Source organism: Streptomyces sp. JN8 (assembly GCF_055808075.1).
The window spans coordinates 3,854,397-3,874,769 of record NZ_CM147852.1; the positions used below are offsets into that span (position 1 = coordinate 3,854,397).

19 protein-coding genes and 1 tRNA gene are annotated in these 20,373 nt (G+C 72.9%); 8 read left to right on the forward strand and 12 right to left on the reverse strand.

The genetic code is table 11. From position 1 onward, the window contains the following. Window positions 1-39: 39 nt before the first annotated feature. Both ACY0MR_RS16795 and ACY0MR_RS16800 read right to left on the reverse strand, forming a co-directional pair. Window positions 40-927, reverse strand: a complete 888-nt coding sequence (locus ACY0MR_RS16795) for an aminoglycoside phosphotransferase family protein (RefSeq protein WP_473561405.1) — start codon at window positions 925-927, stop codon at window positions 40-42. A 9-nt stretch (window positions 928-936) separates the two neighbouring features. After that, complete coding sequence (locus ACY0MR_RS16800) at window positions 937-1,662, reverse strand: DsbA family protein (RefSeq protein ID WP_473561407.1); 726 nt, start codon at window positions 1,660-1,662, stop codon at window positions 937-939. A 163-nt stretch (window positions 1,663-1,825) separates the two neighbouring features. Between ACY0MR_RS16800 and ACY0MR_RS16805 the strand changes: the two genes are divergently transcribed. Next, entirely contained in the window at window positions 1,826-3,214 is a 1,389-nt protein-coding gene (locus tag ACY0MR_RS16805) for an NAD(P)/FAD-dependent oxidoreductase (protein ID WP_388792318.1), read from the forward strand. Between the two features lie 150 nt (window positions 3,215-3,364). On the opposite strand, the gene ACY0MR_RS16810 is transcribed toward ACY0MR_RS16805, so the two are convergent. Next, entirely contained in the window at window positions 3,365-5,482 is a 2,118-nt protein-coding gene (locus ACY0MR_RS16810; protein ID WP_473561409.1) for a restriction endonuclease, read from the reverse strand. 258 nt (window positions 5,483-5,740) lie between these two features. Here ACY0MR_RS16810 and ACY0MR_RS16815 point away from each other — a divergent pair, with 258 nt between their 5' ends. From ACY0MR_RS16815 to ACY0MR_RS16825, 3 genes are all read left to right on the forward strand, one after another. Next, on the forward strand, window positions 5,741-6,034 hold the full coding sequence (locus tag ACY0MR_RS16815) for an antibiotic biosynthesis monooxygenase family protein (protein WP_361853261.1): 294 nt from the start codon (window positions 5,741-5,743) through the stop codon (window positions 6,032-6,034). Window positions 6,035-6,155: 121 nt separating this feature from the next. Next, the gene (locus tag ACY0MR_RS16820; protein WP_403312827.1) at window positions 6,156-6,410 is read left to right on the forward strand and encodes a hypothetical protein; all 255 of its coding nucleotides are present in this window, start codon (window positions 6,156-6,158) and stop codon (window positions 6,408-6,410) included. A 50-nt stretch (window positions 6,411-6,460) separates the two neighbouring features. Next, window positions 6,461-7,009 carry an SMI1/KNR4 family protein gene (locus ACY0MR_RS16825; RefSeq protein WP_361853256.1) on the forward strand — a complete coding sequence of 183 codons (549 nt, stop codon included), beginning with the start codon at window positions 6,461-6,463 and terminating at the stop codon, window positions 7,007-7,009. A gap of 168 nt (window positions 7,010-7,177) precedes the next feature. On the opposite strand, the gene ACY0MR_RS16830 is transcribed toward ACY0MR_RS16825, so the two are convergent. Together ACY0MR_RS16830 and ACY0MR_RS16835 are read right to left on the reverse strand one after the other, a co-directional pair. Continuing rightward, a complete protein-coding gene (locus ACY0MR_RS16830) occupies window positions 7,178-7,870 on the reverse strand; it encodes an HAD family hydrolase (RefSeq protein ID WP_388792312.1) in 693 nt (230 codons plus the stop codon). A gap of 242 nt (window positions 7,871-8,112) precedes the next feature. After that, a complete protein-coding gene (locus ACY0MR_RS16835; RefSeq protein ID WP_473561412.1) occupies window positions 8,113-8,979 on the reverse strand; it encodes a tetratricopeptide repeat protein in 867 nt (288 codons plus the stop codon). 228 nt (window positions 8,980-9,207) lie between these two features. Between ACY0MR_RS16835 and ACY0MR_RS16840 the strand changes: the two genes are divergently transcribed. Further along, window positions 9,208-9,663, forward strand: coding sequence for a hypothetical protein (locus ACY0MR_RS16840; protein WP_473561414.1), 456 nt, complete (start codon window positions 9,208-9,210; stop codon window positions 9,661-9,663). Between the two features lie 891 nt (window positions 9,664-10,554). Here ACY0MR_RS16840 and ACY0MR_RS16845 read toward each other — a convergent pair. Continuing rightward, window positions 10,555-10,628 (reverse strand) — tRNA-Thr (locus tag ACY0MR_RS16845). A gap of 182 nt (window positions 10,629-10,810) precedes the next feature. Here ACY0MR_RS16845 and ACY0MR_RS16850 point away from each other — a divergent pair. The 3 genes from ACY0MR_RS16850 to ACY0MR_RS16860 all read left to right on the forward strand — a co-directional run bounded on the left by ACY0MR_RS16850 (window position 10,811) and on the right by ACY0MR_RS16860 (window position 13,362). After that, window positions 10,811-11,908, forward strand: a complete 1,098-nt coding sequence (locus ACY0MR_RS16850; protein WP_361853245.1) for an ABC transporter ATP-binding protein — start codon at window positions 10,811-10,813, stop codon at window positions 11,906-11,908. A 232-nt stretch (window positions 11,909-12,140) separates the two neighbouring features. Continuing rightward, a complete protein-coding gene (locus tag ACY0MR_RS16855) occupies window positions 12,141-12,551 on the forward strand; it encodes a hypothetical protein (protein WP_073911627.1) in 411 nt (136 codons plus the stop codon). Between the two features lie 94 nt (window positions 12,552-12,645). Next, window positions 12,646-13,362, forward strand: a complete 717-nt coding sequence (locus tag ACY0MR_RS16860) for a nucleotidyltransferase family protein (protein ID WP_361853242.1) — start codon at window positions 12,646-12,648, stop codon at window positions 13,360-13,362. Between the two features lie 100 nt (window positions 13,363-13,462). On the opposite strand, the gene ACY0MR_RS16865 is transcribed toward ACY0MR_RS16860, so the two are convergent. The 6 genes from ACY0MR_RS16865 to ACY0MR_RS16890 all read right to left on the reverse strand — a co-directional run bounded on the left by ACY0MR_RS16865 (window position 13,463) and on the right by ACY0MR_RS16890 (window position 19,805). Next, the gene (locus ACY0MR_RS16865) at window positions 13,463-15,067 is read right to left on the reverse strand and encodes a DoxX family membrane protein (protein WP_473561417.1); all 1,605 of its coding nucleotides are present in this window, start codon (window positions 15,065-15,067) and stop codon (window positions 13,463-13,465) included. Window positions 15,068-15,174: 107 nt separating this feature from the next. Further along, complete coding sequence (gene rlmB, locus ACY0MR_RS16870) at window positions 15,175-16,134, reverse strand: 23S rRNA (guanosine(2251)-2'-O)-methyltransferase RlmB (protein WP_361853131.1); 960 nt, start codon at window positions 16,132-16,134, stop codon at window positions 15,175-15,177. 76 nt (window positions 16,135-16,210) lie between these two features. After that, window positions 16,211-17,608: a cysteine--tRNA ligase gene (cysS, locus tag ACY0MR_RS16875; protein ID WP_404086477.1), complete on the reverse strand. Its 1,398-nt coding sequence runs from the start codon at window positions 17,606-17,608 to the stop codon at window positions 16,211-16,213. Window positions 17,609-17,732: 124 nt separating this feature from the next. Continuing rightward, window positions 17,733-18,242 carry a 2-C-methyl-D-erythritol 2,4-cyclodiphosphate synthase gene (gene ispF, locus ACY0MR_RS16880; RefSeq protein WP_392861630.1) on the reverse strand — a complete coding sequence of 170 codons (510 nt, stop codon included), beginning with the start codon at window positions 18,240-18,242 and terminating at the stop codon, window positions 17,733-17,735. After that, window positions 18,232-18,981: a 2-C-methyl-D-erythritol 4-phosphate cytidylyltransferase gene (gene ispD / locus ACY0MR_RS16885; protein ID WP_388792261.1), complete on the reverse strand. Its 750-nt coding sequence runs from the start codon at window positions 18,979-18,981 to the stop codon at window positions 18,232-18,234. The genes ispF and ispD overlap by 11 nt, the downstream gene beginning before the upstream one ends. Before the next feature lie 341 nt (window positions 18,982-19,322). Next, on the reverse strand, window positions 19,323-19,805 hold the full coding sequence (locus ACY0MR_RS16890; RefSeq protein ID WP_003953493.1) for a CarD family transcriptional regulator: 483 nt from the start codon (window positions 19,803-19,805) through the stop codon (window positions 19,323-19,325). Between the last annotated feature and the right edge of the window lie 568 nt (window positions 19,806-20,373).

Genomic DNA, 20,373 nt, shown 5'->3' on the forward strand with positions numbered 1-20,373 from the left:
AGGGGGACCTCGCACCCGGCCGCGGGGACACCCGGCGTCTCACCCCCGGGCCGCGCGCAGGATCCGCGCCGCCTCCACCTGCTCCTCGTCGAGCCCCGGCTCGCCGTCCTCCACGTCCCACAGCCCGTTCTGCAGCACCCGCCCCAGCGTCCACGCCACCGCCCGCCCCCGGTCGCCGACGACCTCGGCGAGGAGGTCGAAGCGCCACAGGACGTCGGCCGGGTCGAAGCGGTCCATCAGGGCCGGCAGCAGGTCGAAGCCCGGATCGCCCGCGAGCGGCTTGGGGTCGATCGCCAGCCACGGTTCGCGCTCGGCGGCCAGGACGTTCCCGAGGTGCAGGTCCCAGTGGAGCAGCCGGTCGCCCGGCTCGCCCACCACCTCCCGCACCGCCGCGGCGCAGTCCCGCAGCACCGCGGCGTCCTCCGCGCCGAGGCGGCCGACCGCGTCCGGGACGGCCGCGAGCATCCCGGCCGCGATGTCGCCGAGGCCCCGCAGGCCCGCCGGGGCCGGCAGCGCCACCAGCCGGTCGAGCAGCCCCGCGACGACGCCCATCGCCTCCCGGGTGTCGGCGACGGAGCTCAGCGGCCGGGCCTCGTCGAGCCGCTCCAGGAGCATGGTCCCCGTGGCGGCGTCGTGGTCGAGGAGCCGGACGACTCCACCGCCGTCCCACACGCGCAGCCCGACCGGCTCCCCCTCGGTCTCCTCGTCGAGGATCTGCATCTTCAGCGCGGCCGGCGTACGGTCCGCGACCCGCTCGACGGGCAGGACGAGCGAGGCCATGCCGTACAGGGAGGGCCCGGTGACCCGGAGCCCCCACCGGTCGAGGAACTCCCCGGCCAGCTCGGGCAGCCCGGCGACGAACGCCCGTCCTGCCTCTCCGTTGTACTTCACCTGGGACGCGACGAGTTGCTCCGGTACGTGGATCACGCCACGACCCTAGACACCGGCGTCGCGCAGCGCCTCCGAGAATCGGGCGGCGTCGTAGAGGGCGTCGCCGCCGGGCAGCGCGGCCCCGTCCACCAGTACGGTCGGCGTGCCGCCGACCCCCGACGCCTCGAAGTCCTTCTCGGCGTCCGCCACCCACCGCCGGTGCACGTCCTCCCGGACGGCCCGGTCGAAGGCGGCGCTCCGCAGCCCCTCCACCCGGTCCGCGATCCGCAGCAGCCGCTCGGCGGTGAACCCGTCCCCGTGGCCGCCCGCCCCGGCGCCCGGCTGGGAGGCGAAGAGCGCCGCCTGGAACAGGGCGAACCGCCCCGGGCCCGCGTCCGCCGACGCCCGCAGCGCGTTCGCGGCCCGCGCCGAGACCGCGCCGCCGGTCCGGTCGTCGAGGAAGGACGCGACGACGTACTCGACCCGTACCGTGCCCGCCGCGGCCTCGTCCGCGAGGACCGTCCCGCCGCTCCCCTCGAACTTCGCGCAGTACCCGCAGCGCGGGTCGACGTACACCGTGACCGTGTGGGGCGCGTGCTCGTCACCGACGACGATCTTCGTACCCCGCACGGCCGCGGGCAGCCGCGCGAGCACCTCCGCGCGGTCCGCCGGAGCCGCCGCCACCGCGGCGGCCGTCACCGCCCCGCCCTGCGAACACCCCACCGCCGAAAGGCCGATGAGGCCTGCCGAGAAGGCTGCGGCGACCAGCCGCCGGGTCCTGCGTACGGGCATGGGGAGGTCCTTCCGGAACGACGGAATCCGTGGCGGCCGCGCCTGCGCCGTCCTCCCCGACGCTAGGCCGCGCCCCCACCGCGAACCGCCGGCGAAGGACCCGTATCCACGGGACCAAGGCCCCCGGTAACCTCCCGCCCACGCACCCGGAAGAGGGATACACATGAGTACGGTCAACGGCGGCATCTCGTTCTGGTACGCGCAGGACGGCGCCCCCGCTCCCCGCGAACCGCTCCCCGGCGACACCAGCGCCGACGTCTGCATCGTCGGCGGCGGCTACACGGGCCTGTGGACCGCCTACTACCTCAAGAAGGCCGTTCCCTTCCTCGACATCACGGTCCTGGAGGCGAAGTTCTGCGGCTACGGCGCCTCCGGCCGCAACGGCGGCTGGCTCTACAACGGCATCGCCGGCCGCGACCGCTACGCCAGGCTCCACGGCCACGAGGCCGCCGTCCGCCTCCAGCAGGCCATGAACGCCACCGTCACCGAGGTCCTCGACGTCTGCGACACCGAGAAGATCGAGGCCGACCAGCATCGCGGCGGGGTCCTGGAGGTCGCCCTCTCCCCCGCCCAGCTGGCCCGTCTCAAGGAGTTCCACGCCGCCGAGACCGCCTTCGGCGAGACCGACCGCGAGCTGTACGGGGCCCGCGAGACCTCCGAACGCATCCGCGTCACCGGCGCCGTCGGCTCCTCCTGGACCCCGCACGGCGCGCGCCTCCACCCGGTGAAGCTGGTCAAGGGCCTCGCCGCGGCCGTCGAGGCCCTCGGCGTCACCGTCCACGAGTCGACCCCGGTCACCGAGATCAGGCCGAAGCACGCCGTCACCCCGTACGGCACGGTCCGCGCCCCGTACGTCCTGCGCTGCACCGAGGGCTTCACGGCCTCCCTCGCCGGCCAGCGCCGCACCTGGCTCCCGATGAACTCCTCGATGATCGCCACCGAGCCGCTCACCGAGGCCCAGTGGGAGTCGATCGGCTGGGCGGGCCGCGAGACCCTCGGCGACATGGCGCACGCCTACATGTACGCCCAGCGCACCGCCGACGGCCGTATCGCCCTGGGCGGCCGGGGCGTCCCGTACCGCTTCGGCTCGAAGACCGACAACGACGGTCGCACCCAGCCGCAGACGATCGAGGCCCTGCGCGAGATCCTGGTCCGCTTCTTCCCGCAGCTGGCGGGGGTACGGGTGGACCACGCCTGGTCCGGCGTCCTCGGCGTCCCCCGCGACTGGTGCGCGACGGTGACGCTCGACCGCTCCACGGGTCTCGGCTGGGCGGGCGGCTACGTCGGCTCGGGCGTCGCCACGGCGAACCTGGCCGCCCGCACCCTGCGCGACCTCGTCCAGCAGGACTCGGGCCAGTCGGGCGCGACCGGGCTCACGACCCTCCCGTGGGTGAACCACAAGGTCCGCAAGTGGGAGCCCGAACCGCTGCGCTGGCTGGGCGTCCAGACGATGTACGCGGCCTTCCGGGGCGCGGACCGCCGCGAGGCGACGGGCCACGCGGCGACCACGGACCGGGTGGCGATCCTGGCGAACCGTCTCAGCGGCCGCTGAGACGGGAGACGGCGCGCGGAGGACGGACGCGGGCGCGCGGAGGACGGACGCGTCTTGAGGGGAGGGGCGGGCGACGCCCCGCCACCCCCTCGCCGCCGAGCCCGTAGGCGGCATGTGCGGGGGCGTGCGGCGCCCCCGCCACCCCCCTGTCTACTCCACCTCGATGCCGAAGTCCCCGACCAGCTCCTCCAGCCCGCCCCGGTAGCCCTTCCCGCCGAGGACGAAGTCCCAGTCGCCACCGGCCCTCCGGCGGAAGGACCCGAGGACGAGCGCGGTCTCGCCCGGGCGTCCGTCGGAGACGACGAGCCGGTCCAGCTCGGTGCCGGAGTCGTCGCGCAGCCGGATGCCGGCGTCGGTGAAGCCGCGGAGGTCGGCCTCCGGGTTGGCCTCGGGGTCGACGGCGGCGACGAGGACGAGCCGGTCCGCCGACGCAGGCAGGGCGTCGAAGCCGACCCGGACGGCCGCCCGGTCACCGGGCGGCGCGGCGACCATGGCGACGGAACCGTCGGGCGTGGCCGGGTTGTTGAAGAAGACGAACCACTCGTCGCCGAGCACCCGCTGCCCCGAGCAGACGAGCGCGCACACGTCGAGCACCACCGAGCCGGTCCAGTCCATCCCGAGGAGGTTGAAGTCCGCGTCGGCCTCGGCGGTGGGACCGGCGGCCGGGGCGGCGGGCGCGGCGGGGGCCGAGGGGGCGGCGGCGGACGTCCCCGGCCCGGGCCCCAGCCGTCCGCGCAGTCCGTGCTGGTGCAGCAGGTCGACCAGTTCGGTCCCGGAGATGAGGGTGAGCGGCTTGCCGTTGGCGAAGGTGTAGGAGCCGGGCCCGAACCCGGAGGTGGTGACGAGGACGCCCTTGTTGGCGCCGGCGCCCTGCACGGTGCCGAAGAGGTCGCGCACCGCGGAGGGCGGGACGGTGTTCCGGTACCGCTTCACCTGGACGAGGATCGACCCGCCGCTGATGGGGTCGGGGTCGAGGGCCTCGACGTCGACCCCGCCGTCGTTCGACCGCTGTGTGGTGACGGCCTGGAGCCCCCGGGCCCGGAACAGTTCGGCGACCAGCCCCTCGAAGGCGACCGGGTCCATGGCCAGCAGATCGGGCTCGTCCCCGTCGCCCTGGACGACGACCTCGGCCCCGACCTGTTCGGGGGTCAGCAGGGGTACGACGGAGGCGCGTTCGTCGGGCTTCGCGGCGAGGCGCCCGTCGAGCGCGCCCGTCACGCACTCCACGGCCGCGACCAACTCCAGGTTGAGCCGCTCGAAGACGTCCCGTCCGACCGCGACCGAGGCGACGCAGACCCGCCCGGCGAGGCCGGTGGCGGGATCGACGCCGCCCACGTACCCGTTGAGGGTGACGGCGTCCAGGGCGCCGGAGCGGTCGGCGCGGAAGAGCTCGTGCAGGGCGAGGAGGACGCTCTGCGCCAGCACGTCGCGGTAGAGGCCGCGCCGCTGGCCGACGGGCCGCGGCACGTCCCTCTCCTGGTCGGTGCTCGGAAGGTACTTGACCCCCTTGGCCTCGGGGACGACCTCGTACCCGGGCAGGTCCCAGTCGAGCACGAGCCGCCGCCTGCCCCGCTCGTAGGCGGCGGACACCTCCCGGGGGAACCCCTCGGGCCAGGCGGTGGAGGCGAAGAGGACGGCGGAGAAGTACTCGACGACGGTCTCGGCGTCCCCGCCGCCGAGGGCGGCCTCGGTGCCGGCGACCCCGCGGTTGTGCGCGCGGATCTCGGCGAGCCGCGCGGCCGCCCACTCGTCGTACGCGGTCCGGTAGGCGGCCAGTTGCTCGACGCGCCGCGCCTCGGCGGCCTGGGCCGCGTACCAGTCCCGCTCGTAGCGGGCGCGGGCGTCCCGCTCGGCCTGGGCCCGCCCGGACGCGGTCCGGGCGGCCTCGGGCCGGTAGTGGCTCTGGTCCGGCATGCGGACGGGATCCCCGAGGGGGCCGGGCGAGAAGGGCTCGATGTCCTCGGTCCTGCGCAGACCCGCCACGCTGAACGCGGGGGCGCGGCACCCGGTGGCCAGCAGCCCTTCGAGCTCCCGCACCCGCGCGTCCAACTCCTGGGTGCGGCGCAGGGCGTCGGCCTCCCGCCGCTGCCGGTAGGCCGCCTTCTGCTCCCGCTGCATCCGGGCGACGTCCCGCTCGTAAGCCCGCTGCACGCGCTCGGCGTCCCGCTGCTGCCGCAGCACGGCCTGGTGCTGCCCCTCCCGCTGCCGCTGCGCCACCCGCTGCTGCTCGGCCCACGTGCCGATCAGCCCCCCGGAACGCCGCCCCATCAGCCCCACCCCTCCCGCGTCACACCCCGGCCACCAGTACGCCCCCGTACCGATCAAGTGTCCCGGACGGCACGCGGGGACGACACACGAACGGACAAAAGGCCCTCCGCACCGGCCTCGACCGGCACGGCCGCGCGCCCCACCCGCCCGGACGCCGCACCCACCCAGCTGTCACTCCCGGATCACGTTCGATCACCCACCGCTAGGATCACCGCCGTTGCCGCAGCCCGAGCGGCGGACCGAGACAGGGGCATCCGCATGGCCATCATCGTCACCTTCGAGTTCCCCGGCGCCGGACAGGAGCTCTACGACGCGGTCATCGACCGCGTGACCGAAGGACAGGGCTTCACCCGGTTCGCCGACGTGCGCAACCCCGGCCTCATCTCCCACGCGGCGGGCCCGGTCGAGGGCGGCTTCCGCGTCACGGAGGTCTGGGAGAGCCCGGAGGCCCTCGAAGCCCACGCGCAGACCTTCGGGCCGGTCCTGGCGGACCTCGGCCACACCGACGTGCGGCCCACGATCCACCCGGCGCACAACGTCGTCGTGCGCTGACGAGGCACGACGACGGCCGACGGGGTCCGCACCCTCCCGGCCGAGCGCCCCCGACCGCGGACGACGGTCGGGGGGCGCTCCCTTGTTATCGTCGATGCGTTCGACCAGGAGAGGGGGACGCGTGAAGCAGGAGGCGAAGGCACTCGCCGGAGCGTGGGGGTTCTGGCTCCTCTGCGCCGTCCTGACCTCCGACGACGGGGACGGCAGGGACGTCCTGGACGTGGCCTCCCTGGTGATCTTCGCCCTGGTCACCCTGAGCACCCTGGGCACGACGGCCCGCTCCCTGCACCGCCTCGCGACCGCCCGGCGCGGGCGCGCGAAGGCCCCCGGCGCCCCGGCGGCCGACCACGGGGAGACGGCCCCCGGGGCCTCCTGACCCGCGGACGCGCCGCCGGACTGTCGGACGCCCGTGCGACGATCACGCGCGTGACGGCAACCGACGACCTCGTCGCCCGCGTGGCGGCCAAGGCCAGGACCACGACGACGACCCTGCCCGCCCCGGCCCGCCCCGAGGAGGTGACCGCGGCGGAGGAGGCCCTCGGCTTCCCCCTCCCGCCGCTGCTCGCCGCCCTGTACCGCGAGGTCGCCAACGGCGGCTACGGCCCCGACTACCAGCTCCTTCCGCTGGTCGGCCCGGGACGCACGGCGACGGGCGAGTACCGGTCGGAACGACGGGCGTCGGCCGCGGCCGAGACCCCGTACTGGCCGGCGGGCGTGCTGCCGATCCTCGACTGGGGCTGCGCGATGTACGCGGCGGTGGACTGCCTCGACGAGGCCGCCACGGTGCTCCTCTTCGAACCGAACGCCATGACGGACGACGGCGCGGCCGCCTGGTTCGTGGACGCCGGGAGCCTGGCCGCATGGCTGGAGACCTGGCTCACCGGAACGGCCTGGTACAGCGAGGACGCGGACGACCACGAGGATCTCCCGGAACCGGCCCCGTGGCCGTCGGCGGCCTCCCGCATCAGGGGGTGACGGGGCCCGGTGCCCTGTGGTGAGCGGTCACGGCGCAGGCCGCGGGCCCGAGCCGCCGGGCCCCGGGCCGGGGCCGGGACCGCCCAGCGGCGCGCCGCCCGAGATCGCGTACTCGCCGCGGCCGCTCCTGCGGGCGCCGGGGTGCGGCCGCTCCGACGGGCCGCCGGGCTACTCCGCGGTGAGGGCGTCCGCGACGGCCCGCATGTCCCGGGCGACGGCATCGGCCTCGGCCTCGGCGAACCGGTCGGCCTTCGCGGGGTGGTCGGCGTAACCGATCACGGTGGCGCCCGCGGCGTGGGCCGCCTGCACGTCCGTGAGGGAGGCGCCGATCAGGGTGCAGCTCGTGACGTCGATGTGCATCTGCTCGGCGGCCGTGATGAGCGGGAACGGGTTCGGCTTCATCAGGTGCAGCTGCTCCGCGGGCCGGCCGACGATCCGCGTGACGTGCTCCTCCAGACCGTGCAGCCCGAGGAAGGCCCGTACGCACTCGGCGGAGTTGTCGCTCACCACGGCGACCCCGCGCCCCGCCGCACGCGCCGCCCGGAGCGCTTCGGCCGCGCCCGGCGTCGGCGGCCCCGCCAGCGCGACGGCCCGGACCTCGGCGGCCGTGAGCGCCTGCTCGACCCGCTGCCCGAGCTCGGTGTCGACCTCGTGCGCGATGCGCAGGACCTCGACGGGATCGTCCGTCCGGGAGGCCCTCGCACCCGCCGCCTGGTCCTGGGCGGAGAGCAGGGCGGCCAGCTCCCGCGCGACCTCGGCCGCGGGCGACCCCGCGAACACGTCGCAGAGCGGCCCGTCGAAGTCGAAGAGGACGACGCGGGCGTTCGCCAGGGTCTCGATGAGCGGGTCGGCGTGCGTCACGGTCGAAGTCCCTTCAGATGGTCTCCCCCACCTGCTGCCCCGATCGGAGCAGCCTGCACCTCCACCCCGGCACCGGGGCCCCTCCCTGGCCGCAGCCTCCCACGACCTGGAGCTTCCGTGGTGCCGCGGTGAGGCGGGGTGGACCGTTCGGACCACCCCGTCCTGCCGCCCCGCCGTCCTCCCGTCCCGCCGGGACAGAGGGACGGACCGACGGCGGCGCTCCCGTCGGCCCCCTCGGGGGATCAGGCGGAGAGCTCCAGCCCGCTCCAGCTGCGTTCGCCGCCCTCCGCCCACGCGTCCAGCAGCTGCCGGGCCTCGGCCTCGGGCGCGGCGAGCCAGACGGTCTGGGAGCCGCCGTGCGTGGGCGTGCCGGACTCGTCCCAGTCGACGCGCCCCTCGCTGCAGCAGGCGCAGATCATGTGGAAGCTGCTCGCCGGCTCGGCACCGAAGTCCCGCGCGAAGAACGAGGCGACCAGGGCGTCGACGTCGGACGCGTCCGCCGCGTTCACGGTCGTACGCAGCGTCGGCAGCGGCGAGGCCTCGAAGATCAGCAACTCGTCGAACACCGGGACGCTCTGTCCGTTGTACGTCCGCTCGCCGGTCGGCTCCCCGTCGTGCACGACGATCTCCCCGAAGCGCCGCCCCTGCGTGGCGGGGACGTTCATGACGCGCCCGCGCGTCGGGCAGAGCCGCTGGATCCAGACCACCTCGCGCTCGCCGCCCGTGTCCAGCCGCACGCACGCCGGACCGAAGGCGCCGTTGATCTCGCCCTCGCCCGCCGGGACGGAGATCCCGAACCCCTCCCAGGCGTCGCGGGCGGTCGCCCAGTCGCGCTGGATGGTGGCGGCGACCCCCAGGTTCCAGAAGGCGGGATCCTGCTCGCCGCGCGGCGAGCGGGCGGCAGCCTCACGCCCGAGTTCCCAGGCCTTCGGCCAGTCGCGCAGAAACTTGTACGCCAGCGCCGCGTCGTACCACCACACGGCGCTGGGCTCCTCGTCCGGATAGTGAGCGAGGACCTGCTCGTACAACTCGGCGGAACGCAACCACTCCTCCGCCTCCCACATCGCACGGGCCCGCTCCAACACCCGCGCGGCCTCGGCCTTCTCCACGCCCCTGCCCCTCCCATCGACCAGGGAGGGAGTCTCGCACGAGCCCAGAGGGTGGCCGGACAGGGGGACTCGCCCTACAGAAAACCCACGACTCCACAGCGACTCCCTCAGCGACTCCCCGCTGACGCCCGTACAGAGGTGCCGATGTCAGCCCCCATCAAGGCCCATGCAGAGGGCGAGGCCGTAAAGCGATGGGGCCTGCCCCCGGTGTGACGGAGGATGGCACTCATGTGCGCCCTCTTCGACCCCCCTGAGTCACGCCGCGTCCCGCCGGGCGAGTACCCGGCGTGGGACCAGGCTCTCGCCCTCCTGAACCGGGACCTCGCGGCGACGCTTCCCCAGGTGGAACCCCTGCAACTGCTGGCCCTTCCGTCCTACGACGCGGACGAGCCGGAGAACGTCTACGTCGCCATGGCCAACGGCGAGTGGCAGGGCAACCCCTTGGACCCGGACTCACAGGCCGACCTCGACTCCGCCTTGGCGAGCGTCGCCGATGCCGCGCAGGAGACCGTCATGGAACTGCTGTGGCAGGCATGGCCCCTGTGCCCCGAGCACGGCCTGGGCATGCACCCGAGGGAGGACACGGAAGAGCGCCGGTCCTGGTGGTGCGCGGGAGAACGCCCACACCACGGCCCGGCCCACATCCACACGGCCGTGGGCGCGCTCAAGCCGCACAGGACCTAGAACTGACCCAACGACCAGGGCGCTTCCAGCCCATCAGCCGGGATGACCTTGGCCCGCGTCAGAACCTTCTCATCGAGGGCCCACACGAGGGCGCGCAACTCACGCGCGCTCTTCCGGTGCAGCGCACGAAGCACGGCCTCAAGCTGCTCGCGGAAGCCGGCGCCGTAGCACCCGCACTCGGGAATGCCACAACCAGAACCCGTACTCGGGTTCACGAGTTGCCTGAGAGGACCGTGGGCGAGGGCCTTCCAGTGCCAGAACGCCTCTTCCGCGGCTTCGGGCCAGAAGCGGGTACGTTCCAGCCGACGCAGGTCGGCCGTACAAGCCCCGGAAAGGCGATCTATGGGCGGATACCGTCGCCGCAGGGGGCGGACAGAGATGTCGCCCCGCAGAGCTGAGGGGCGCCTACGCGGCATTGCCCCTTAGGTTGTCGGTCATGGGGACACGGTACAGAACCATGTGTCAGGTGGCTGCTCAGCCTTCAAACAGTTCTGGGTAGGGGCAGCGTTCTGGTGAGGCCTCCGGCCGATCCGCCCACTGCCACCAGATGTGGCGCTGCGAGCATCCCCATATGCCGCGGCAGACGCGTTCCCCGCCACGATCGCAGAGAGCGAATCCGCCGAACTTCATCGGCTGACTGCACTGAGGGCACGGGGGAGGGGAGTCGGACGACATGAGCGGACCGTACTCCGCCGGCCGACTTCCTCCACTGCCGCCCTGGTGGCTCGCCTGCCCCCAGATCCGGGTGGGGCCGCGACAGGCCACCAGTCTTGGACCGCGGTGAGGGGGCGATGGACCGGGAGACCGGTGCCGGTCCCTCCAGGCACGCCCATGATCATGCGAAAGGGCCGACGCCGGGGAAACATGCCCCCGCGCCGGCCCTTCGCCATGAGCCCCCTGTCGGGTTCGAACCGACGACCCCCGCTTTACAAGAGCGGTGCTCTGGCCAGCTGAGCTAAGGAGGCAGCGAGTGAAGTGTAACCAACCTCGTCCCGGCCGAGGTCGGAAATCTCACCCCGGTCGGACTGCTGACAGATCCCCCGGCGGCAGGTAGCGTCACGTGCAGTTCATCCAGGTGGACTAGACCTCAATCCTTCCTTTACTCGGATCGTCCGGCACGTTCCTGCCGGTGAAGGGACACATCACCATGGCTTCCGTCACTTTCGACAAGGCGACCCGGGTGTACCCCGGTGCCACCAAGGCCTCCGTCGACCAGCTCGACATCGAGATCGCCGACGGCGAGTTCCTCGTCCTCGTCGGGCCCTCCGGCTGTGGCAAGTCGACCTCCCTGCGCATGCTCGCGGGTCTCGAGGACGTCAACGCCGGCTCCATCCGGATCGGTGACCGCGACGTCACGCACCTGCCGCCGAAGGACCGGGACATCGCGATGGTGTTCCAGAACTACGCGCTGTACCCGCACATGACCGTCGCCGACAACATGGGCTTCGCGCTCAAGATCGCCGGTGTCAACAAGTCCGAGATCCGCGCCAAGGTCGAAGAGGCCGCGAAGATCCTGGACCTCACCGAGTACCTGGACCGCAAGCCGAAGGCGCTCTCCGGTGGTCAGCGCCAGCGTGTCGCCATGGGTCGCGCCATCGTGCGCGAGCCGCAGGTCTTCCTCATGGACGAGCCGCTGTCGAACCTCGACGCCAAGCTCCGCGTCTCGACCCGTACGCAGATCGCCGGCCTCCAGCGCCGTCTCGGGATCACCACGGTCTACGTCACCCACGACCAGACCGAGGCCCTCACCATGGGCGACCGCGTCGCCGTCCTCAAGGACGGTCTGCTCCAGCAGGTCGACTCGCCGCGCAACATGTACGACAGGCCGGCCAACCTCTTCGTCGCCGGCTTCATCGGCTCCCCCGCCATGAACCTGGTCGAGGTCCCGATCACCGACGGCGGCGTGAAGTTCGGCAACAGCATCGTCCCGGTCTCCCGCGACGCCATCGCCGCCGCCTCCGCCAACGGCGACACCACCGTCACCGTCGGCGTCCGCCCCGAGCACTTCGACGTCTCCGGTCCGACGAGCAAGGACGGCCTGGCCGTCACCGTGAACGTCGTCGAGGAGCTCGGCTCCGACGGCTTCGTGTACGGCTCCACCCGCGTCGGCGGCGAGGACAAGGACCTGGTCGTCCGCGTCGGCGGCCGCGACGTCCCCGCCAAGGGCACCACGCTGCACGTCGTCCCGCGTGCCGCCGAGCTCCACGTCTTCTCGACGTCGACCGGCGCCCGCCTGAGCGACTGACACCCGGCGGCCCAGCCCGCCGCAGGACGGCCGAACGACCCCGTATCCCCAGCGGATGCGGGGTCGTTCGCCATGGTGCGGGACATCGCGGGGTTTACCGGAGAGAACCCCCGCGTTCCCGGCCCGGCAGCACCCTCCGCGTCAACACGGAATTCGAAAAGCCACTTCGAACCATCCCCCGCGAGAGTGACTAAATGTCGCCATATCACTACCGGCCGCTACGCTCGCCTGCGTGACGCCTACTGCCCGCCGAATCGGCCGCTCTCTCGCCCTCGTCCTGCCCGTCGTCCTGGTCCTCTCGGGAACGCTCGCGGTGTCCGCCGTTCCGTGGGCCGGCGAGGACGCCGGGACCCAGCTGACGGCCTCCTCCTCCGAGGTCTCCGTCCGGGCCAAGTCCCGTGCCCCGCAGGACGTTCTGCGCGACCAGCTCCTCGCCGAGCTCCAGGAGAAGGACCCCGGGGTCGCCCTCACCCACCTCCAGCGCGAGGTGGAGAACCGGCCCTCCCTCGCCAAGCACTGCATGTCCATCGCCCGTTCCCTCGGCCGCGCGGCCGTCGAGCAGTACGGCCCGTCCCGCGCCCAGGGCTTCTCGCGGCCGGTCTGCGACACCTCGTACGCGACCGGCGTGATGCGCGCGAGCTGAGCGACGACGCCGAAGCGACGACGCTGAACCACGACGCGCGTCCGGCCGTCGGGCGTCCGACCGCCGGACGTACGGGGCGCCTATCGTTCCCCGTATGCACACCTCTCCGACGCAGGCCGTGGTCCTGGCGGGCGGCCAGGGCTCACGGCTCCGCCCGTACACCGACGACCGCCCCAAGCCGATGGTCGAGATCCCGGGCACCGGGACCCCGATCATCGGCCATCAGCTTTCCTGGCTTGCCGCCGAGGGCGTGACCGACGCCGTCGTATCCTGCGGCCACCTCGCCGAAGTCCTCCAGGAGTGGCTGGAGGAGGCCGACCTGCCCCTCAAGGTGACGACGGTCGTCGAGACCGAGCCCCTGGGCCGCGGCGGCGGCCTGAAGTACGCCGCGGCGCACCTGCCCGAGCCGGACCGGCCCTGGTACGCCACCAACGGCGACATCTGGACCCGCTTCTCGCTGCGCGAGATGGCCGCCTTCCACGACGAGCGCGACGCCGTCGCCACCCTCGCCCTGGCCCGCCCCCGCATCCCGTGGGGCGCCGTCGAGACCGACACCTTCGGCCACATCACCGACTTCGTCGAGGCGCCTCCGTCGCCGTACCTCATCAACGCCGGCGTGTACGTCTTCTCCGCGGCCTTCACGGGGCTCCTCCCGGACCTGGGCGACCACGAGCGCACCACGTTCCCCCGGCTCGCCCGCGAGAAGCGGCTGGCCGGCTTCCCGCTGCCCCAGGGCGCCTACTGGCGGGCCATCGACACCGCCAAGGACCTCACCGAGGCCGCCAAGGAGCTCGCCGCGCAGCGCGGGTGACGGCCGGGGGGCGGACCCGCCCCGGCAGCGGCACGGAGGAGGGCGGCACCGCGCGAACGCGGTGCCGCCCTCCTCCGTGCCGGGAGCGTGCTGCGGGGCCTCAGCCCAGCAGTCCGCCGATCGGGTTCTTCGCCCCGCCCGAGGTCGAGCCGCTCTCCGAGGGCGTGCCCGTCGAGCCGGTCGAGCCGCCGCCGGAGCCGCCGCCCGACGTGCCGCCGCCGCCCGTGGTGCTCGGGGTGTCGCTGGTGGACGGCGGGGGCTCCGGGTCGGACCGGGTGGGCGTACGGCTGCCGCCGCCACCGCCGGTGCCCGCGCCCTGCGTGGCCGTCGGACGCTGCTCCTGGGTCCGGGTGGCCTCGCGGGTGGTCTCGGTGGGCCGGGTCGCCTCCTTCGTCTCCTCGCGCTCGGCCGGGGCGTCGCTGGTCGCGGCGGGCGCGGGAGCGGTGGAGGCCTTCTCGGAGGGGGCGCGGCGCGTCGGCTCGGTGGGGAGCGGCCGGCCCGGGAGGTGGTTGATCGGGTCGTCGTTGGGGCCCGGGACGGTGACCATCTCGGTGGAGCGGACGGCGCCGCCGAGGACGGAGCCGATGAGGAGGGTGAGGCCGACGACGACCGCGGCGACGAGGCTGCTGCGGCGCATGACGCGGCGGCGCAGGTCCCACAGGTCGGCGCGCGGTCCGAGGGTGCGCCAGGCCTCGCCGGCGAGGCGGCCGTCGATCGAGTAGACGGGGGCGCCGGCGATGATCAGCGGGGACCAGGCGGCCAGGAAGATGATGTCGGCGGAGTCGTAGACCGGGACGGTCCGCCAGCTGACCGTGAGGAGCAGCGCGGCGGAGAGCAGCGCGCCCACGACGGCGGCGACGCGCTGCCAGAGGCCGAGGACGGTGAGGACGCCGACGACGACCTGGAGGAAGGCGACGGTGAGTCCGGCGCCGACCGGGTGCTGGAGGGCGAAGTCGCGGAGGGGTTCGGCGAGCGGCCAGGGGTGCAGGGAGTTGAGCCACTTCACCATGGAGCCGCGCTCGCCGCCGTCGAAGTAGACGGGGTCGCAGAGCTTGCCCATGCCCGCGTAGATGGAGATGAAGCCGAGGAAGACGCGGAGCGGGAGGAGGACGACGCCGAGGTTCATCCGGCGGCCCGGGTAGTACGCGTGCCGGACGTTGTCCTGGCCGTGGCGCTGCGCGGCGCGGCCCTCCTGCTTCTCCTCCTCGTACGCGCCCGAGCCGGGGCCTTCGGCCTCGGGGCGGAGCTCGTACAGGTCGTCGTAGGCGCCCTCGGCGCGGCGCATCGGCGGCAGCAGGGGGCCGGAGTCGGCGGGCACCACCGGGGTGGGCATGGTGTCGTCGATGCGCGGGATGGCCTGGGTGGCGCCGCCGTCCAGAGCGGCGAGGCCCCCGCGGCCGCCCACCGGTTCCAGGGTGGAGACGGAGGATTCCCGTACGGCCTGGAGGAGGCCGGTCGCGCCCGGGGAGGACTTTCCGGTCCACACGACGGGACGACGGCGCGGTCCGCCCGCTCCTGCCCCGGCCCCGGACAGGGCTGCGGTGCGGGCGCCGGCGCCGATCTTCGGCTGCGGGGCCGGCGCGAGCCGCACACGGAAGCTGGCGTGGTTCACGATCACCTGGGCGGGATCGGAATCCACCTTGACCATGCTCAACGCGGGCTGATCGTCGAACCCCGGCCGGGGCGTTCTGGTGTCCACACTCATCTAACCGAGTGATCTGGGTTTAGGACACTGCCTTGACGGCTCGCAAATGTCCGAGACCCGTCAAGATCACGCCACGGCCGGGGCCGGAACCGACTGTCGGCCCGGTGTCAGCGGGCCATCCGGCGGCGGGCCGCCTCGTAGAGCACGACACCGGCCGCGACGCCGGCGTTCAGCGACTCGGCGCCGCCCGGCATGGGGATGCGGACGAGGAAGTCGCAGGTCTCGCCGACGAGGCGGGACAGGCCCTTGCCCTCGGAGCCGACGACGATGACGACCGGACCGCCGAGCTCCTCCAGCTCGTGCACCTCGCGGTCGCCGTCGGCGGCGAGGCCGACGACCGTGACGCCGGCCTTCTGGTACTGCTCCAGGCAGCGCGTCAGGTTGGTGGCGCGGGCGACCGGGGTACGGGCGGCGGTGCCGGCCGAGGTCTTCCACGCTCCGGCGGTCATGCCGGCGGCGCGGCGCTCGGGGACGACCACGCCGTGGCCGCCGAAGGCGGAGACGGAGCGGACGACGGCGCCGAGGTTGCGCGGGTCGGTGACGCCGTCGAGGGCGACGATCAGCGGGTCGTCGTGGTCGTCGAACGCGGCCGTGACGAGGTCCTCGGGGTGCGCGTACTCGTACGGCGGGACCTGGAGGACGAGGCCCTGGTGGTTCAGGCCGTTCGTCATCCGGTCGAGCTCGGGGCGCGGCGCCTCCATGATGTTGATGTTGCCGCGGCCGGTGGCGAGGTTCAGGGCCTCGCGCACGCGCTCGTCGTTGTCGATGAACTGCTGCACGTACAGCGTCGAGGCGGGCACGCCGTCGCGCAGGGCCTCGAAGACCGGGTTGCGGCCGACGACCATCTCGGACTGGCCCTTGCCGCCGCGGCGGGCGACGGGCTTGCGCTTGGCCGCCTGGCGGGCCATCGCGTTGGAGACGCGGTAGGCCTTGTGGCCCTTGCGGTCCTCGGCCCTGGGCGTCGGGCCCTTGCCTTCGAGGCCCTTGCGCCGCTGGCCACCGCTGCCGATCGTCGCACCCTTCTTGTTCGACGTGCGGCGGTTCCTGCGCTGGCTGTTCCCGGCCATGACTACCTGTTTCCTCTGCTGACGTACAAAGTCTGTAACTGAAGTGTGCCGCCCGGGGGCCCGAGCGGCACGTCTTCTAACGGTTGCCCAGCGTCCAGCGGGGGCCGTCGGGGCTGTCCTCGATGGCGAGGCCGGACTGGCCCAGCTGGTCGCGGATCGCGTCCGCGGTCGTCCAGTCCTTGCGCTCGCGCGCCGACTCCCGCTGCTGGAGCACGAGCCGGACAAGGGTGTCGACGGCGCCGTGGAGCTCGTCGCCGCCACCGCCCTCCTCGGCCCAGTGCGGGTCGAGCGGGTCCAGGCCGAGGACGCCGAGCATGGCCCGGACCTCGGCGAGGCGGGCGATGGCCTCGTCCTTGTCGTCCGCGGCGAGGGCGCTGTTGCCCTGGCGGACGGTGGTGTGGATGATCGCGAGCGCGTGGGGCACGCCCAGGTCGTCGTCCATGGCCTCGGCGAAGGCCGGCGGCACCTCGGCGGCGGGGGCGACGTCCTTGCCGGCCTTCTCGGTGGCGCGCTGGACGAAGCCCTCGATGCGGCCGAACGCCGACTCGGCCTCGCGCAGGGACTCCTCGCTGTACTCGATCATCGACCGGTAGTGCGGGGTGCCCAGGTAGTAGCGGAGGACGATGGGGCGCCAGTTCTTCACCATCTCGGACACCAGCACGCTGTTGCCGAGCGACTTCGACATCTTCTCGCCGCTCATGGTGACCCAGGCGTTGTGCACCCAGTACTGGGCGAAGGAGTCGCCGAAGGCCTTGGCCTGGGCGATCTCGTTCTCGTGGTGCGGGAAGATCAGGTCGAGGCCGCCGCCGTGGATGTCGAAGGCGGAGCCCAGGTACTTGTGGGCCATCGCCGAGCACTCCAGGTGCCAGCCGGGGCGGCCGCGGCCCCACGGGGTCTCCCAGTCGGGCTCGCCCGGCTTGGTGGCCTTCCACATGGCGAAGTCGCGGGGGTCGCGCTTGCCGGAGACGCCCTCGTCGGGCTGGCGGAGGTCGTCGATGTCCTGGTTCGACAGCTCCAGGTAGCCCGGGAACGAGCGCACGTCGAAGTAGACGCTGCCGTCGGCCTCGTACGCGTGACCGCGCTCGATGAGGCCGCGCATCATCTCGATCATCTCGGGCACGTGCCCGGTGGCGCGGGGCTCGTAGCTCGGCGGCAGGCAACCGAGCGCCTCGTAACCGGAGTTGAACGCGCGCTCGTTCTCGTAGCCGATGGACCACCAGGGGCGGCCCTGCTCGGCGCCCTTCCTGATGATCTTGTCGTCGATGTCGGTGACGTTGCGGATGAACGTGACGTCGTAGCCGCGGTACGCGAACCAGCGGCGCATGATGTCGAAGTTCAGCCCCGAACGGATGTGGCCGATGTGCGGGGCCGCCTGGACGGTGGCACCACAGAGGTAGATCGAGACCTGGCCCGGCGTGAGCGGGGTGAAGTCACGGATCTGCCGGGCGCTGGTGTCGTACAGGCGAATAGTCACCACTCCAGGGTAGTGGGCGTGTGGTAGTGCCCCGATACCTGTTCCCCGTCTCCGATGACGTTTTTCACCGGTACCGGTGGATGCCGGTACCGGTGAACGGGACGGCGGGCGCCCCGGGACGTCCCTACGCCCGCGCCACCGGGTACACGAGGGCGGTCGCCAGCGCCGCGAGCCCCTCCGCACGACCCGTCAGGCCGAGGCCGTCCGTGGTGGTGCCGGAGACGGAGACCGGCGCGCCGGCCGCCTCGCTCAGCGCCTTCTGCGCCTCGTCGCGCCGCTTGCCGACCTTGGGGCGGACGCCGATGACCTGGACGGCGATGTTGCCGATCTCGAACCCCTCGGCGCGCACGATCCGGGCGGCCTCGGCGAGCAGGGTGACGCCGGAGGCGCCGGCGTACTCGGGGCGGGAGGTGCCGAAGTGGGCGCCGAGGTCGCCGATGCCGGCGGCGGAGAAAAGCGCGTCGCAGGCGGCGTGGGCGGCGACGTCGCCGTCGGAGTGCCCGGCGAGGCCGTACCCGTCGCTCGCGGACTCGTCCCAGAGGAGGCCCGCGCACCAGAGTTCGCGGCCCTTCTCGAAGGCGTGGACGTCGGTACCGATGCCGGTACGGGGAAGGTGCATCGGCTCAGAAGCCATCGTTGGCCCTCCTGCGGGCGAGTACGGCCTCGGCGAGGACGAGGTCGAGGGGGCGGGTCACCTTGAAGGCCTCCTCGTGGCCGGGCACGACGGCGACGGGCGCGCCGAGCCGCTCGACCATACCGGCGTCGTCGGTGGCCCCCTCGCCGGTGAGGGCGACGGTGGCGTGGGCGTTCACCAGGGTGTCGTGGTCGAAGCCCTGGGGTGTCTGGACGGCGCGGAGCCGGGCCCGGACGGGGGTGGCGACGACCTGCTCGGGCTCGCCCGGGCGCTCGGCCGGCTCGACCTCCTTGACGGTGTCGGCGACGGGGAGGGCGGGGACGACGGCGACGGCCCCGCCCCGGACGGCCTCGATGACCGCGTCCACGGTGTCGACGGGGACGAGCGGGCGGGCGGCGTCGTGGACGAGGACGGTGGAGATGCCCTCGGGGAGCGCGTCGAGCCCGAGGCGCACGGACTCCTGGCGGGTGTCCCCGCCGGGGACGACGAGGTAGTCGGTGCGCTCGGGGAGGGCGTGGGCGTCGAGGAGGTTCTTGACCTCGGCGGCGCCGTCGCGGGGCGCGACCACGACGACGAGCGAGACCGCGCGGGAGGCGGCCATCGCGCGGACGGCGTGGATGAGCATGGGGGTGCCGTTCAGCGTGCGCAGCGCTTTGGGGGCGCCCGGACCGAGGCGTACGCCCCGTCCGGCCGCCGGGATCACCACGGCGGTACGAGAAGGACGCGCTTCGTCTGACATCGGTTGCACTCCGGCAGGTTTGTTTCCGCGGCCGACATGGGTATGGCCTCACCGTGCCGGACGCTCCGCCTTGACCGGGCCCTTTCCGTGACGACGGTCGAGGCGTCGGCGCCCGCGCACAGGGGTTCGGACGTAACAGGGGGAACGAGAGCATACGGAGATGAACACGCGTGCGCGAACGTGCGTACGGGACAGGCGTGTACAGGACATACGGGGGACCGCTGGGGCGGTCGTGAAAATGCCGAAGCGCCCGGCGGCAGCACTGTGTGGATCACAGTACGCCGACGGGCACCGCGGCATCGCTTCACTTGGTTGCGCGCTCGGATGTCGTCAGAGCACGCTCAGGACGCGAGGACCTCGTCGAGGAGAGCCTCGGCCTTGTCCTCGTTCGTGTTCTCCGCGAGGGCCAGCTCGCTGACCAGGATCTGCCGAGCCTTGGCGAGCATGCGCTTCTCACCGGCGGAGAGACCGCGCTCGCGCTCGCGCCGCCACAGGTCGCGGACTACTTCGGCGACCTTGATGACATCGCCGGAGGCGAGCTTCTCGAGATTTGCCTTGTAGCGACGGGACCAGTTCGTCGGCTCTTCGGCGTACGGTGCGCGCAGCACCTCGAAGACCCGGTCCAGCCCGTCCTGACCGACCACGTCGCGAACACCGACGAACTCCGCATTGTCCGCCGGCACACGAACCGTCAGGTCGCCCTGCGCGACCTTGAGCACCAAGTAGGTCTTGTCCACGCCTTTGATCTGGCGAGTTTCGATGGCCTCGATCAGCGCGGCCCCGTGATGGGGATAGACCACGGTGTCGCCAACCTTGAACGTCATGTGACAGGTACCCCTTCCGTGGCTATCCAGGGTAACACGGATACGGCTTCTTCTGAATGGCGTTTTCGCAGGTCAGGGCATATCTCGGGGCTTGACAACAGCGACACGAACGTGCTGCGGCGGGCTTCCGGAAGGCGGTATTCGCAGGTCGGAGCGGCTGCGCGGACGGAGAGAAACGCGCACGTTACACCTACCCGAACCCCCACAAGAGAGGCCCGATGTCCCGTTTTGTCGGGTTCGGAGTGCCCTTCCCAACGTACTCCGTTCGAGGATCGTCCACCCGTACGGATGCATCACGGGGTGATTCCGTAATTGATCAGCGGGCGCCGGTCGGGGATTTTCGGAGGCGAGGCTCCGGTGAATGCGGCGCGGCCCCCGAATTGATCAAGGCAGTTATGTGAACAACAGGTCAATGGGTCGTGATCCGGCCACGCCGGCCGACGCACCGGAAGTGCCGCGGGCCCGCCCGCCGGGCCCGCCCCCGGCGACCCCGTGGCCGGTAAGGGGCGGGTCGGGTGCGGGACGGAGAGTGCGGCTCGGTAACCTGAGCGCGCTGACACACCCTTAG

Coding starts and splice junctions, on each gene's coding strand:
- ACY0MR_RS16815 (WP_361853261.1), top strand. CDS start 5,741: ATGGCCATCATCGTCACCTTCGAGTTCCCCGGCGCCGGACAGGAGCTC.
- ispF (WP_392861630.1), bottom strand. CDS start 18,242: ATGGCTTCTGAGCCGATGCACCTTCCCCGTACCGGCATCGGTACCGAC.
- ACY0MR_RS16805 (WP_388792318.1), top strand. CDS start 1,826: ATGAGTACGGTCAACGGCGGCATCTCGTTCTGGTACGCGCAGGACGGC.
- ACY0MR_RS16810 (WP_473561409.1), bottom strand. CDS start 5,482: ATGGGGCGGCGTTCCGGGGGGCTGATCGGCACGTGGGCCGAGCAGCAG.
- rlmB (WP_361853131.1), bottom strand. CDS start 16,134: ATGGCCGGGAACAGCCAGCGCAGGAACCGCCGCACGTCGAACAAGAAG.
- ACY0MR_RS16840 (WP_473561414.1), top strand. CDS start 9,208: ATGTGCGCCCTCTTCGACCCCCCTGAGTCACGCCGCGTCCCGCCGGGC.
- ispD (WP_388792261.1), bottom strand. CDS start 18,981: ATGTCAGACGAAGCGCGTCCTTCTCGTACCGCCGTGGTGATCCCGGCG.
- ACY0MR_RS16865 (WP_473561417.1), bottom strand. CDS start 15,067: ATGAGTGTGGACACCAGAACGCCCCGGCCGGGGTTCGACGATCAGCCC.
- ACY0MR_RS16890 (WP_003953493.1), bottom strand. CDS start 19,805: ATGACGTTCAAGGTTGGCGACACCGTGGTCTATCCCCATCACGGGGCC.
- ACY0MR_RS16850 (WP_361853245.1), top strand. CDS start 10,811: ATGGCTTCCGTCACTTTCGACAAGGCGACCCGGGTGTACCCCGGTGCC.
- ACY0MR_RS16860 (WP_361853242.1), top strand. CDS start 12,646: ATGCACACCTCTCCGACGCAGGCCGTGGTCCTGGCGGGCGGCCAGGGC.
- ACY0MR_RS16800 (WP_473561407.1), bottom strand. CDS start 1,662: ATGCCCGTACGCAGGACCCGGCGGCTGGTCGCCGCAGCCTTCTCGGCA.